Source organism: Croceicoccus marinus, from assembly GCF_001661675.2.
Classification (GTDB): Bacteria; Pseudomonadota; Alphaproteobacteria; order Sphingomonadales; family Sphingomonadaceae; genus Croceicoccus; species Croceicoccus marinus.
Genome location: NZ_CP019603.1, coordinates 163,806 through 178,231, shown reverse-complemented (window position 1 = coordinate 178,231; position 14,426 = coordinate 163,806). Strand labels below are relative to the sequence as shown.

Here is a 14,426-nt window from a genome sequence, read left to right as displayed (position 1 = left end):
TATTGCGCCGAAGTCAGCTTACTACGACGCGTACCGATGCCACATTTTCAAGCCTGCGCTGCTTAGCCCCCAAGTCGCCGTCGCGATGGGCCGTAACCCTAACCGACGGGAAATAAATTCCCGGTGCATCGAAAACATGCTGGCCCCTTGCCTCCACATGTGACTGCCCGGCGGCGATGTCGTTGGACAAAGGATAGACCCCCTTGCCGTCGAAGTCCCATTCGACGGCGATAATCTTGCCCCCCGACGGCGCTTCCGCGCTGGCCATAAGTTCGACGTTTTCGCCCACCTTCGTTTTTAGCTCTCCTCCAGCGGGTGATGCGATGTGGACCACGGGTTGGATGCCTCCGCGCTCCGCGGCATCGGGCGGCAGGACGATTTTGCCATCGACAAACGCAAACGAGGTTCCTGCCGGTTCCACCCCATTCTCAACCCAGTCGATCAGGTCCGCAAGGCTCTGCTCTATTATCCCTTGAGAATTGACCAGCCAATTGGCGCCCGAGCGGTTGGGTTGCGGCGGCACCATGTTGGGCGGGGTGTGCTCAGCATTTTCGGTCCAGCGTATGCGGAAATTGTCCCGCAATCCTGCTTTACCCTGCGCGTGTTCGACCGCTCGATGATAGCTCAAGCCCTGGGGCGGCCATAGTGATGTGTCATGCGTCGCATGGATCCACATCACCTTCCCATCGAACTGGCCCGAATAGGGCACGCCCATCAAGGGCGAGGCAAGCGGCACGTCATGTTGCGGAAAAATCGGCTGTCCGTCCACGCGAAGGAAATCGCAGATTGGCTCCTCAGACAGATGATATTTGTAATAATAGCAATAGGCGAGGAACGCGCGATTATCGATGCGGACCCGGTCGCCAGGCACGACTCCTGTCAGCCGCTCCAGATTGGCCTCGCCCCGGCCATCGCAAAACAGCATGTCGCTTGCCTCGGCCATGGCGTAGAGGCGGCGCCCCCTCGCTGCGCCGCTTTGCATGTATACGCCCGCGCCCTGCCGATACCCCCCTGCGGGTAAGTCCACTTCAAGGGTCATCGGCAGATCGAGCGTGTGGTTCAGCGTTGCAATAAATATCGCGGGATAGGCGGCAGCCTGTATCGCCGCGTCGGCGAATTCCGGGTTCTCTTTCAAATCACGCGCGGTCAGCACACGTTTGACGGAAACTTCGGTGTCGATCAGGTCGGGTTTAACCCATTGCGGTTCGTCGTGGCCAATATAACCCGGCTTGCTCCAGAAACCGGAGAAATAATCTTCGTCCTCCTCCAGCAGCATGTCCGCGATAGACGTCCACAGCCATATCTGGCCAAAAGGCTGGCTCATCATGAATTCGGCGCCGCGCGGAAAACCCAGCCGGTATAGATTAGCCAGTTCCTCGCGTTGGTGCACGGTCAATCCTTCGAAAGGATTGCCGCTGCCGCCGGGTTGCATTGCATCGATCACCCCGGGCAGCCTGTTACCCAGAAGCCGCCGGACGTTGAACATCAGGCCGAAATGCACCGGCTGTTCACTACGCACACGCGACCGTGTCCCATGGTCCGCGATGTTGCCCCCACCGTGATAAGGAAGGGCGCCTGTGTAGACCCCGGAGCCATATTCGATGCAGGCGGGCGAGCGCCTGCCCCCGCCGCTTCCGCCATAGACATACCCATTCGCCGGTTCGGCACCATATATCTGCTTTGCGAGATGGCGCGACAGGCGCGCGGATTCGATCGCCGCCCGATAGCCATAAAGCGTGGGATCGGGCCCAGCCCTTTCGTCGATATCGTCGCCGATGTGGCCACAATTCGACTCCACCATGTATCCGCCCATTCGAAAGGCCATCGCCATGCCGCCGGAAATCTCCGCGACTGGGCCTTCGCCGAAAATATTCTCATGCCCGGCATGGCCACCTTCCATCGGCTGGAACATTCTACCGCCATATACTTCGATGGCAGGAAAGTAGAAGTTGAAACGCGTATCGGTATTTTCAAACCCGCCATGTATGTTGCGGTGGACACCAGGAGCATCACGTATCTCATCGCGGTCTATATAGGGACGGCCAAAGTACGAATCTTGAGGAATATAAGTTGAAACCTCAACAAGGTCCGGGCCTATCTGTAAGATCGAATTCCTGTTCATGACAATTATTCACCGCGCCTGATTGCAATACACCTCACAATCTAAAGGCTTTGGCCCACGAAAATAGTCGTTCAATTGCAACTGGCTGCGACAATCAGGAGACCGGGGGACTCGCAAACCCAAGTCGGTAGCGGACGGCCGGACTTGAGCCGGCCGTCCGTGCGATCAGAAGTCGAACCTGATTTCGCCGCCAAATGTTCGAGGTTCGCCATAGAGATAGGAAACGGAAGCGAACTGCGTCGGGAGCTGGTTATTGCTGCCGACGATATATTCCTCGTCAAAAGCATTTCGCATGAACAGCGCCGCGCTGAACTGGCTGCCGGCGACCCGTTTCCAATCAAGGCGCAAATCCACCCGGGTGTAGCCAGCGCCGATTGCACCCGGAGGGCTTAGAGCCTGATCCGAAATTAAGTTGAGTGGTATCAGCTGGTTAGCTTGACGCTTACCCAAGTCGTTGATTCAGCGGTTTTGCAACGAACCAAAGGAAATCAACGATGTGGACCGACACCACTCGCGCACTGTATGCCCGCGCGGAACTGGCATTGCCAAGTGATTTGACCGATGCCGAATGGGCGGTGCTGGAGCCGTTCTTCCCGCCACCTTCTCATGTTGGCCGCCCTCGCAAGTGGCCGCTGCGGCGGATTGTCGAAGCGATCCTGTATCTGCTGCGGGGCGGACTGCCATGGCGGATGCTACCGCCCTGCTTTCCGCCAGTCTCGACGGTGCGGCGCTGGTTCTACCTGTGGCGTGATAACAGGCTGTGGCTGTCGCTCAATCATGTCCTGTTGCTGATCGGGCGCGAAGCTGTAGGCCGCGAGGCGTCGCCAAGCGCCGGAGTGATCGACAGCCAGAGCGTCAAAACCACGGAAAGTGGCGGCCCACGGGGCTATGACGCAGGCAAGAAGATCAAGGGACGCAAGCGCCACATCCTCACCGACACCGATGGAAATCTCGTTCATGCGGTAATCCACACCGCCGACATCCAGGATCGTGATGGCGCACCGCTGGTGCTCGCCGAAATCATCCATCGCTTCCCGTGGCTACGGCATGTCTTCGCCGATGGCGGATATGCTGGCGACAAGCTCCGTCAGGCGTTGCGCAGGGTTGGTAAGTGGACCATCGAAATCGTCAAACGGTCCGACAAAGCAAAGGGCTTTGTGGTTCTCCCACGCCGCTGGGCTGTCGAGCGCACTTTGGCATGGCTCAACCGAAACCGGCGTCTCGCAAAGGACTTCGAGCAGACCATCGCCTCGGCAACCGCGTGGCTGTTCATCGCATCGATCCAGCTCCTCACGCGCCGCATCACAAGGCTATGAAATCACATCGGTTAGTTTTGAATCAGACTCTTAGATCGGTGATTGGATTGCCGTTTGGCTTGTTGATCGGATCGAATGCGATCTTGCTGCGCGCATAGATGTTCGCAAGGAAGCTGACCTCGCCAATGTCGTCGGGCACGGGAAACTTGAACTTCGGTGCTACCGTAAGCTGATGTTCTGGCGTGTTCGGGAAGTCGCTGTTGCTCAAATCTCCGCGTGTCGGATCGATGTATTCATCGTATTTGGCATCTAGATAGCTATAGCCGGCAGTAATATCGAACAGTCGTGACTGCAGTCCTATTTCCAGGTCAATACCTTGAATGCTGCCTTTGGCTGCGTTTCGCGTGACGGTGGATGCAGGCACCGTGTTCAGATTTATAAAGCGCTGGATATTGGTGTAATCATCATAAAAATAGTCAAGGTTAGCGAACACATCGACCGACCCCAGGTTAAACCGGCTTTTCACGCCAATTTCGTAATCGGTCACACATTCGGGAGCGAAGAGCTGATCCGCAGGATCGATTGCGGTTCCGTTGACACCCCCCGATTTGTAGCCGCGCCGCACCGTGGCATAGGCGCTGAGATCAGGTGTGAATTCATACAGTCCCGCCAGGTTCCAGGTCGTTGCCTTGAATTTGCCGGAACTTTCATTCGGTGTGCCGGGAATGACAAGATCTGCACCCGGACCGAATGCATCTGGAAAGGTCAGGGTCGTCCCCAGCTGAGAAGAGGAACGGAAGTCGCGCGTTTGACGGATTCCTGCCGTGAGCGTCAGGTCGTCTACAGGTTGCAGGTTGAACTCCCCGTAGAAGGCCTTGCTGGTGTTCAGGCTGCCGGCGGCCACATTGATCGCGCCGATCGGCCCTACATATGTGAAAACAGGCCCTAACGGAGCGGCGATATATTGTTCCGTGTCAAAGCCTACGCTTCCCGCCTCGGTGTCATAGCGTTCATCATAGTAGCCGACCACGCCCTCGACGATGCCGAACACACCGCGGAGTTGGATTTCTTCGGTCCTCTGATTGATCCAGTTGGACTGAAACGGGTTGGAAACGCCAAGAACAGGTAATGGCGATCCGTCGAGGTCGCGCAGATACTCATATTTATACCAGCTATAGCTGAAGATGTTTTTCAGCGTGATGGAATTGGTGACGTCGAATGTCGTGATATTGATCAGGTCGCGCGAGCGGAGCCCGTTATGCGTCGGCCAGTCCAGATCGACAACGCGCGGCCCTCGCTGTTCCTGCGCTGCCAGCGCATCCTGAAGCGCGGGCAGCAAGGGTACGCCGGTAAATGTTCCGGGAAGCAGGAAAGTGGGATTGTCCTCCACGATCCCGCCAAGCGATTGCCCTGACCCATCATCGTCGAACTTTGCGTATGAGAATATGGTGTGGTTCTCAAATCCTTCGAACGGCGTCACGACGACGCTGAAACGGACAGATTTTCGATCCTCGTTATCCAGTTTGCCACCATCGAACAGATTTGTCGTAAAGCCGTTCCGATGGAGGAACTGGCCTGCCAATCGCACTTGCACCACGTCTTCGGCGATTGCACCGCCAGCGGCGAATTCCACGTCCTGCCGGCCGTAATCGCCAAGCCTTCCAATGACATAGCCGTTGAATTCGTTGCCGGGCTTTTTTGGAGTAAAAAGGATCGCGCCTCCCGAGGCATTGCGACCGAAAAGCGTTCCCTGAGGACCCTTAAGCACCTGGATATTTTCAAGATCGTAAAACTGTCCCGAGCTCCCTTCGGGGATCGGAACTTCGGCCATATAGGCGACTACGCCGGGCGCGATCTGGCCAAACGTCTGGCCCTGCCCGCGCATCGAGAAGGTAGTAGTGGCCCGGTTTGACGACGTATTCTGGATGCTTAGGCCGGGGGCGACGAATGAGAGGTCATTGGCCGTATTGACGTTCTTTTCGTTCAGTTCATCTCCGCTGACGGCGATAATCGAAATTGGAACGTCGAGAATGTTCTCCCCAGTTCGCCGCGCCGTCACGATGATCTCTTTGGGACCGTTTTCCGTCGTCTGGCCTGATGCATCGACTGTTGTCTGGGCGAATAGAGTAGTGCTGCTTAATGCCGTGCATGCCAAGGCCAAGGCCAGAGTTTTCATAATCCCTCCCAGCTATTGACTCCTTTCGAGGAGCTTGCGGGAAACGCTAGCGTGGGGCCTTGGCTAAAAAAGACGGCGAATTGGCGATTGAACCTTGGCCGCTGATTTACTTCGCCTTTCCGCTTAAAGAAGGGCACGGCCCAAGGCTTGCACGCAAGAGTTGGGATGGGAAAGCTGGAAAGCCGGAATTAGCCACGGATGTTTTGGCAGACTCTTTTTTTCTCCATCGCCGAAATACGTTGGTCCCCGAACAACCGACCGGATCAAATTTTTGCGGCCGGGAACAGGAAATTGGGACACAGAGGATGCCGATTATGGTAAGATTGACCGCAGGCAGACTGGGCGCGGCATGCTCACTGACCCTGGTATTCGTTCTGGCCAGCTGCAGCACGGCCGATGCGGATTCGATGGCAACGAACGCAAGCGTGCTCGTACCCAGCGCGCAGTCAACAATGGCGCCCGCGGCCGAATGTAATGTGTCGGCAATCCAGGCGATGGCACCTGCCGACACCACCATTGTGTCGGCAGAAGCGATCGTGGAGCCGGTCGCCCATTGCAGGGTCGAGGGTTACGTAACCACGAATGACCCCGGACCCAACGAGGTTAATTTCCGCCTCCAACTTCCCGACAAGGATTGGGCGGGTCGGTTCTATTTCATCGGCCTTGGCGGATCGGCCGGATATGTGCCAACCGACTCGCAGGTTCCCGCTGGCAACCCGTTGAACATGGGCTTCGCGGTCGCAGGAACCGATACAGGTCGGCAGGGCTCGATGCTCGACTGGCGTTTCATGGGCGAAGATCCGGCAAAGGCCATGGATCACGTCCATCGTGGCGGACACGTTGTCACGGTCGCTACGCAGCAGATCACCAAGCAATATTATGACGTCGACTCGATGTATCGATACCATTCGGGCTGCTCGGGTGGAGGACGCATGGGCATGATGGCGATCGATCGCCATCCAGAGGATTACGATGGCGTATTGATCGGGGCGCCAGGCGGTCGCAGCAGCGCCACGCAGCTGAAATTCCTTTACAATACACGTCAGATGATACGCGAACCGGGCGCCTGGCTCTCTCCGGCAAAGCTCCAAATGGCCGAGGGGCACGTATTAAAGGCATGCGACGCACTGGATGGAGCCAAGGACCAGATGATCAACGATCATCGCATGTGCAGCTTCGATTTTCAGACCATCGCCTGCAAGGCGGGCGACGGTGAGGACTGTCTGACTCAGCCCGAAATTCGTAGCATCGAGGCTGTCCTCGAAGGGCCGAGCAGCCCCAAAGGCAAGCTTACGGAAGGCTTCCCGATCTCCAATCTTTCGGTGTGGTCAGGATTCCTCGGGGCCTCTCCGCCGCCGTGGTCGCCAGAGCCCAGTCCGGACAATATGCAAAAGGGCAGTCCCGGTTATGTCATAGTCGACACTCTGGCTCGCGCCTATTTCGGGCAGGAGTATGATGTCCTGAAAGACTTCGACCTGTCGAGCCAAAAGGACATAGATGCCTGGTTTGCTGCCGCGAAGCGGCTCGATTTCGGCTACCCCTATAATACCGACCTTCGCCCGTTCCAACGGGACGGAGGCAAGGTCCTGTTCTGGAACGGCGTGAGCGATCCGTGCTGCTCCGACATAGAAACGGAGCAATATTTCCTTGAAGCCGGCAACAAGGCGGATGGAGGCATGGCGGGTTTCCGGGATATGGCGGCCTATTACCGCATTCCCGGCATGGCGCATTGCGGCGGTGGAACGGGCCCCGCCGATGCGCCAGATCAACTATTACGGGAACTGATTGCTTGGGTCGAGAAGGGCAAAGCGCCGGGCCCGGTCGTTGCGCACCGCGGACCAGATCGTGCGAAGATGGCGTTCGCCGATCAATCGGGTACCGTTTCCGGCGTCATCGTTCCGCCTCCCACCGGAACGTCCCGTGATTTCCTTTTGTGCCCATACCCGACAGTCGCAACCTTCAAGGGTGTTCAAACGTCCGGCGGAGTATATGATGCGGCAAACTGGCAATGCCAAAAACGATAGAAAATAGACGCTGCCAGAACTCAGAGCGCATGTAATGCGTCCAATGCCGGGAGACCATGAGGGGTATGAAGATTTGCTTCGATTGGGGCGCAATTCATAAAGGACTGGTCTGCGAGCCCAAAAGTCGTGCGACCGCCGCCTTGCTTTGCGCTGAACAGATCCGAGACGATATCAGCCGACGCGGGTATCCCGCCCACCAACTCGTCGGCAAGGCGCCGGATATTTGCAAACAATTCGGCTTGGGCCGAGAGACGTTTCTGGAGGCGGCAAGACTGCTCGAAAACTGGGGTGTGGCGCGAATGCGCAGAGGCGCGCAAGGCGGCCTCATCGTCGTCAAAAATGTTCAGACGACCCCTACCGCGAAACTGGCGCGCTATTTCCAGCTGAGAGGCCTGAGCAAGGCGCAGATTCACGAAGCGCGCACGATCCTCAATCTTGCGATACGATATTGCCGCGATTGGCCGGTGGATCAGAGCGGTTCGTTCGATCGCGAGTTTCGCTACTGCATCGGAATGCGGAACCCTTTCACCGACCAGGATGCAAACTATAAACTCAGGTCAGAAATTCCTTGGGAAAATTGCCTGCAAATTTTTATCGACGCGATCGACACGGTTGACGAATGCACCGAGGGCCTGGCCGAGATTGCCGCAGCATCCGGAGGCAGTCATAGCCTTGCGGGATATGCAGTCCACCTTCTTGCCGGGGAGATCGCGAGCCTTGACCGTGAGGACCGACACCGCACCCGGTCGGAAGCCTCCATAACCGCCAATCTTGGGGTCAGTCGTCAAGTAACCCGCCAGGCAATGCGAATTCTTCAGGACGAGGGTATAGTCCAATGCCGTCTGGGTCGCAGCGGTGGCGTCGACATCCTCCCCGAACACCCGGCTCATGTGATCCGCCTGCTTAGTGCATCATACCGCAAGGCGGGGCTGACACGCGCCGAGTTCTTCCCGCTTCTCTCAATCATAGGCCGCGCGAACCGCATCCTGTGCGGAATGCGAGCGAGCGAGCGCGACTTTAACGACATGACCCGACTTACGGCCGAGCAGAAGTTCGATGAACCTGTCACCCAGATCAAGCGGATCAAGCTGGATTGGGAAATCATCGACAATCCGGTTCTAAGCCTGCTCGAGCAGTCTCTGGCTACCTATCGCGCTTCGCTTGCCGGCGAAACGGTAAGCACCGGCTTCGGCAATCTTCAACTCATCGCCGATCGCACTTTGGATCAGTTGAATGCGCTGCGCGCCCGCAATTTCGCGTTGGCCGATAGCCTCGGCCAGCACATCGATGCGGAAATCGCTGTAATAACAGATACGTTCTAGACCGACGGCCAACGCCTGATTTCCCGCGGCCAGCACCTTCCCCGCGCGGCGCGGCACCTTGCGAAACCTGTTATAATACTTCTTCGAGAGGGCGCGGCTATCCTCGTTTTTCGCGGGATCTATATGCTTGATTATCGGCGGTCCTGATAGCGTTGGCCTTTCAGTTTGAGGTTCCGGTCGAAGAACGCGACAGTTACACGCCAGGCAGCGAATGCCTCGGACACTTCCGCTACCTGAGTAAAATAACTATGGCCAAAAGCCATGGCGGACATAGAAATCAGCATCCATGCCCGCTTCGATCAGCCGGGCATTTGTATCGAGAACATTGCCCAGCATTATCGACTTGTATGTACCAGCGAAAAGCCATCGAATGTGAAATCATGGGATCGTTAGGAGAGAGCGATCATCGATGCACCATTCATCAGATGGGCGCGATTGAAAAGCCCTAGGCCGAAGCCATGCCGGCAATGTCGAATTCTCGCATGCCGCACCCGACGACCATTTGCTGCGGTCGGGATGCCCCCAACGCTTCGACCTTGTCGCGCACTCGTTCAGCGCAGCCACCGACATCCAGATCAGAAAACGGATCACGAGTGCATAGTCTGCGAAAGGCAAAATACCTCGGGCCCATCGTCTGCCGAAATGCCCCTGGTGGGCGTACGCAAACGCCCCCAATGGAAAAAAACGGTCCCCACCTTAAGATAGGTCATGGCACCGGCATTCGAGCTATCTACCCTCGCAGCAGACATAAAGATTTTAATTCTATGGGAGATGGTCAATGCGAAAATTACTTCATCCTGCCCTGTTGGCGTCTAGCGCCGCGCTTGCAGTCGCGCTTCCCGCGCACGCACAGGATACTGAAAATCAGGACAGTGCCGAAGTGGAGCTCGCCGAAGCTTCACCCGCAGGGCAAGGCGAGATCATCGTTACCGCGCGTCGCACCGATGAGCGACTGCAGGATGTCCCCGTTGCGGTGACTGCTTTTGACAGCCAAGCGCTTGAGCGCAGTACTGTGCAGGAATTGTCCGACGTACGGTCGATTGCTTCTGGTCTGAATTTCAACTCGGAAGGCGGCAAAAGCACGACGAATGTCAGCCTACGCGGCATCGGGCAGCTTCCTGTCGGGCTCACGACTCCGGGTGTCGTAACCTATTTCAACAATATTGCGATCCCCAGCCTCGGTTCGAGTATCCCTACATATGACATCGCGAACATTCAGGTCCTGAAAGGGCCTCAAGGAACACTTTTTGGCAAATCGACGCTTGGTGGAGCGATTCTAGTCAACACAGTGCAGCCGGATCTGTATGATTTTGGAGGCTATGTCCGTGGAACCTATGGACGGTATGAATATCGCGCTCTTGAAGGCGCAATCAATATCCCCATCATTCCTGGCACTGTCGCGCTGCGCGTCGCTGGGCAGATCCGCCGGCAGGATGAACGAATTCGTTCACTCGACTCTGACTTCTTCGCCCTTCCGGAGGTTCAGGCGTTAGGAGTTAACGATCCCAATGCAGGCAGCTACCCGGGGTTCGATGACATTAACAATGACAGCGTTCGCGCATCGCTAACGATAAAGCCGACCGATAGAATATCGAACACCACCGTGTTCGAATATTTCGAGGCGGATGAGCGGGCAGCTGGCCTATTTCTCTATAAAGCCGATTTTGCGCCCTTCCAAAACACTGCATTCTTGCCGCTCATGGGCGATCCAGCCCGGGCAGCCGCAGCGGTCTCACTTGCTAACCTTGCTGCCGATTATGCACGAGAAAATCCGCGCGGTGCATTCGATGGCGGTATCAACGGCGGCCGCGCCTATCGAAAATCGATCGCTGTCGTGAACACGACCGATGTGGATTTAAGCGATAGCCTGTCGATCCGGAACATCTTCGGGTATCGTAAGAATACTAACGATCAAGGAATCAACACCGGTGCCGTGCCGATCCTAGATCAAGGCGGATTCTCTAATCCGTTTCTAGGTGGGCTCGTGACCCAACCGTTTATCGTTTATTACGCCGAGCAGCGCTACGTGCGCGACTATATCGATAACGATTTTCAACTCATCTTCGATAGTGGCAGCGGTCTAAACGGGATATTAGGCGCATACTACAGCGTCGATGGCCCCGCCGGTCCCTCTGGTGACCAATTCACGACCTTCTCCTCGCTGGGCCGCATTCCACCCACAACAACGCATGTGAAAAATCAGAGCTTTGCTATCTACAGTCAGATCACAATTCCGCTTAATGAAAGGCTGAATTTCAACGTTGGCGGTCGGTATAGCTGGGACAAGACACAGTTTTGCTATAACCCTGGTAATCCGGCAACGTTTGAATCGGTCTCTTTTGACGAGTGTAAGCAAAATATTGCGGACCGCGTTGGTACGCCGACGGAATTCAGTGACGGTTTCGGTCGTGCCTCTACGAAAGATGATTATCCCACCTGGACAATCGGCTTCGACTACAAAGTAAATCCGGACCTGATGGTCTATATCACTAGTCGCCGGGGCGTCCGCCCAAGAAACTTAAACTTTCCACTCTTCGAGTCCGATCCGGTTACCTGCCCTTCAGGGAATTATTCCTTATCCTGTGTCGACCTTACGGGATACCAGACCATTAAGCAGGAACGCGTGACCGACGTAGAAATTGGCGAAAAGCTTAGCTTTTTTCTGGGAGGTGCGCGAGGTCGCCTGAACCTTGCCGCCTTCTATTCAAAGTACGAGAATGCGACCCAATTTTTGTCCAATTCGGGCAATTTCCTGTTTCCTCGCGGTACGCTTGATGTTCCTCCGTCATCGTTCATTATCAATGCCGCCGATCTCAGTATCTATGGCGTCGAAATCGATGCAAGCGTGTCGCCCGATAATAACCTGACCATTGGGTTCAACGGCGCTATTACGCAAACGGACATCGACGAGCTTTTGCCCGTGAACACCAATGGGGAGCTGGGGCCCAATGTTGGCACATTCGGCGAGGGACAAATCAACAAGCTGACCCCCACATTCGCAGGTACGTTCAGCGCAAGCTGGATTGCACCGGTCAAGCCGGCAGATGCTGACCTGATTTTCAGTGGGGATCTGTACATGACGGCGGACTACGGCGGTCAGCAGGGTTTCCAGCTGGAAGGCTATTCGTTGGCTAATGGCCGCATCGATCTGAAGGGCATAGGCGGCTCGAGCTTCGACCTCGGCTTCTATCTTAAAAACATCTTCGATGTGGAATATCAGGCTGGTGTTTCGGTTATCCTGCCGGCTGCACCCTACAACAGTCTTTATCTGGGGCCGCCGCGCACATGGGGTGTGGAAGCCAGTTACAGCTTCTGATCACTGGCATTGAAGCGGTCCTGTATTGAGCGGACCGGCGGGGGGGGGGGGGCGGACTTCGGTGCGCCCCCCTTTTCTTTTTTTGGAAGACGTCCCCTGGCGTCATTGTCATTGCGATAGTGCGCGCACGGCGCCATCGATTCAGAATAGCCGCGGTGTCACCGAGCATTTAATTTTCCGCAAAAGTGGGCAATAGAAATTTCCTGATTGGCGATTGCGGTTGTCCAATGAGCCGGGGTTAACCCCGGCTCATTGGATGGCGTCAAAATCGGCGCGATGACCTCCGCAGGAGGCGCTGGCGATGATCCGACTTGGAGAAGCATGATGATACTGGAGTTGCACCGGCAGGGGCTGTCGATGACCGCGATCGCGCGTCGAACAGGGCATGATCCCAACACCATCCGGAAATATGGACACCTCGAATAACCGGCTGTTTTGGTCAAGATGGCGGCAGGAGGGGGCTGATGACAGTCTTTGGGCCGTGAGGGTCGGCCTTTTTGACCTCATTTCCTGAGTTTTTTTGGGCTAGAGCGTCACTTGGCTCCCCGTTTCGCGCTAAGCGGGCGCACCTCGCCCCTCAAGCCATGCGAGCCGCTGGAAGTTTAGGCTAGGTTCGCCATTCCGATTTTGATCCGCGCACGGGCGATGCCGATCGTGCGGATGAAAAGGGCCATGCGGTGCTTCTGGCCCGCGAACACGTGCTCGACCGCGGAGCGGACAGCGGAGCGCCTGGCATTGGGCGGCGCGATGCGCTCGGGCAGCGGCCGACGCGGCATTCGCCGCTGGTGAATGTTGCTCTTGAACATGCCACGCTCAAGGAATGCCTCGTTCTTCTTCGACCGATAGGCCGTGTCCGCCCATACGCCTGAGTCAGTGTTCTGCTTGCTGATAAGCTCGGGCAGTCGCGCACCATCATGGGCATTGGCAGCGCTGGCATCCCAGGTGCGGATCAACCCATGGGCTCGGTCGATGCCGATGTGGTTCTTGTAGCCGAACATCGGGATGGCAAGATCGACCGGCTTGAAGCCCTTAGGGTAGCCGCCCTCCTTCACCTTGGCCTTGGAGTATTTGACCGTCCAGCGCGCATCGCGATCCTTCTGTCGGACTTTGGCAGGCCTGGTCTTCCAGCACTCCGGGATCTTGCCCTCCTTGATTGCCGCTTTCTCGTCGTCGCTATTGCGCTGCTTGGGCGCCGGCGCCACGGTCGCATCGATGATCTGCCCGCCCATCGCCAGATAACCGCGATCGGTCAGCGCCGCATCGAAGTGCGCAAAAAGCCTGTCTATCGCCTTGGCCTTCACGAGCCGCTCGCGGAATAGCTACACTGTGGTCGCGTCCGGGACGCTGCCATCGAGCCCTAGCCCAAGGAACCGCTGGAACGACAAACGGTCCTTGATCTGGAACTCGCATCCCTCGTCAGAGAGCGAGTAGAGCGCCTGCAGCACCAGGATCTTGAACATCAACACCGGATCGAACGGCGGCCGACCGCCTTTGCCGCGAGCGCTCCGCCGGAGCGCTGCCACAACGGCCCGCGAAACACCTCGAAATCCAACACCGCTGACAAACGCTCCAGCGGATCTCCCGCCGCACTCAGCGCCGCATACCGATCCTACAGATCAAAGAATCCCGGCTGACCCACCATCATCACTCCGCTCATCAATGGAGGCAGTGAATCAGATCATCACCTCAAAGGAGAGGGTTTTTCGAGGCGTCCATATATCGAGCGCGGTGTCGAAGGTGCCGACTTATGGACCGCGAAAGGTCGGTGGGACTGTCAGGAATTCCGTGTGTGGCGGGCGGTTGCACATTACGCCGCCATGGCTTTGATGAAGCGCTCACCGAATTTTACAGCGAACTGGGCCTTCGCCATGGTCCACTAACGCGGCGGCATTTTTCCACTCTTTCTCCGATCGGTTCAAGATCGGATAGAGCAGTTTCGTGGTGGCCTCGTCGCTCGAAGTGCCCCTTGGCCTGAAGAAATGCCGGAGCAGCCGCCCGTCCGCTGCTGAAGCCGAGGTCACCGCCATTTCCCGGATGATGCCGAAGCGGCGATCGATGCTGATGTGGGATTTGTTGCCGAACACCGGCAGGACAATCATGGGCAGCGGCGTTCCATCCGCGCGATACCGACTTTCCCGCCAATCTTGAGCGTCCAGCGCGCACGATGTCCTTCTGGCGGCCTTGTTCGGCTCGTCGGGGCCGATATCCTT

At 56.8% G+C, this 14,426-nt stretch carries 7 protein-coding genes and 3 pseudogenes; 5 read left to right on the top strand and 5 right to left on the bottom strand.

Annotated elements, in window-relative coordinates:
- Positions 1-13: 13 nt before the first annotated feature.
- Positions 14-2,122 carry a PKD domain-containing protein gene (locus tag A9D14_RS15080; RefSeq protein ID WP_066849737.1) on the bottom strand — a complete coding sequence of 703 codons (2,109 nt, stop codon included), beginning with the start codon at positions 2,120-2,122 and terminating at the stop codon, positions 14-16.
- 165 nt (positions 2,123-2,287) lie between these two features.
- Positions 2,288-2,572: a TonB-dependent receptor gene (locus A9D14_RS15075; RefSeq protein WP_157668259.1), complete on the bottom strand. Its 285-nt coding sequence runs from the start codon at positions 2,570-2,572 to the stop codon at positions 2,288-2,290.
- A gap of 44 nt (positions 2,573-2,616) precedes the next feature.
- Between A9D14_RS15075 and A9D14_RS15070 the strand changes: the two genes are divergently transcribed.
- Positions 2,617-3,438, top strand: a complete 822-nt coding sequence (locus tag A9D14_RS15070; RefSeq protein ID WP_066561326.1) for an IS5 family transposase — start codon at positions 2,617-2,619, stop codon at positions 3,436-3,438.
- Positions 3,439-3,460: 22 nt separating this feature from the next.
- On the opposite strand, the gene A9D14_RS15065 is transcribed toward A9D14_RS15070, so the two are convergent.
- On the bottom strand, positions 3,461-5,554 hold the full coding sequence (locus A9D14_RS15065; protein ID WP_083988096.1) for a TonB-dependent receptor: 2,094 nt from the start codon (positions 5,552-5,554) through the stop codon (positions 3,461-3,463).
- Positions 5,555-5,613: 59 nt separating this feature from the next.
- Between A9D14_RS15065 and A9D14_RS15060 the strand changes: the two genes are divergently transcribed.
- From A9D14_RS15060 to A9D14_RS20570, 4 genes and pseudogenes are all read left to right on the top strand, one after another.
- Positions 5,614-7,578, top strand: coding sequence for a tannase/feruloyl esterase family alpha/beta hydrolase (locus tag A9D14_RS15060; RefSeq protein ID WP_157668258.1), 1,965 nt, complete (start codon positions 5,614-5,616; stop codon positions 7,576-7,578).
- A 65-nt stretch (positions 7,579-7,643) separates the two neighbouring features.
- Positions 7,644-8,900 carry a GntR family transcriptional regulator gene (locus A9D14_RS15055; RefSeq protein ID WP_066849722.1) on the top strand — a complete coding sequence of 419 codons (1,257 nt, stop codon included), beginning with the start codon at positions 7,644-7,646 and terminating at the stop codon, positions 8,898-8,900.
- Positions 8,901-9,678: 778 nt separating this feature from the next.
- Positions 9,679-12,216 carry a TonB-dependent receptor gene (locus tag A9D14_RS15050; RefSeq protein ID WP_066849719.1) on the top strand — a complete coding sequence of 846 codons (2,538 nt, stop codon included), beginning with the start codon at positions 9,679-9,681 and terminating at the stop codon, positions 12,214-12,216.
- Between the two features lie 301 nt (positions 12,217-12,517).
- Positions 12,518-12,627 (top strand): annotated as a pseudogene (locus A9D14_RS20570) (IS21 family transposase); the annotation flags it as partial.
- Positions 12,628-12,771: 144 nt separating this feature from the next.
- Here A9D14_RS20570 and A9D14_RS15045 read toward each other — a convergent pair.
- Positions 12,772-13,810, bottom strand: a pseudogene (locus tag A9D14_RS15045) (IS5 family transposase).
- Positions 13,811-14,023: 213 nt separating this feature from the next.
- Positions 14,024-14,204, bottom strand: a pseudogene (locus A9D14_RS20495) (hypothetical protein); the annotation flags it as partial.
- Between the last annotated feature and the right edge of the window lie 222 nt (positions 14,205-14,426).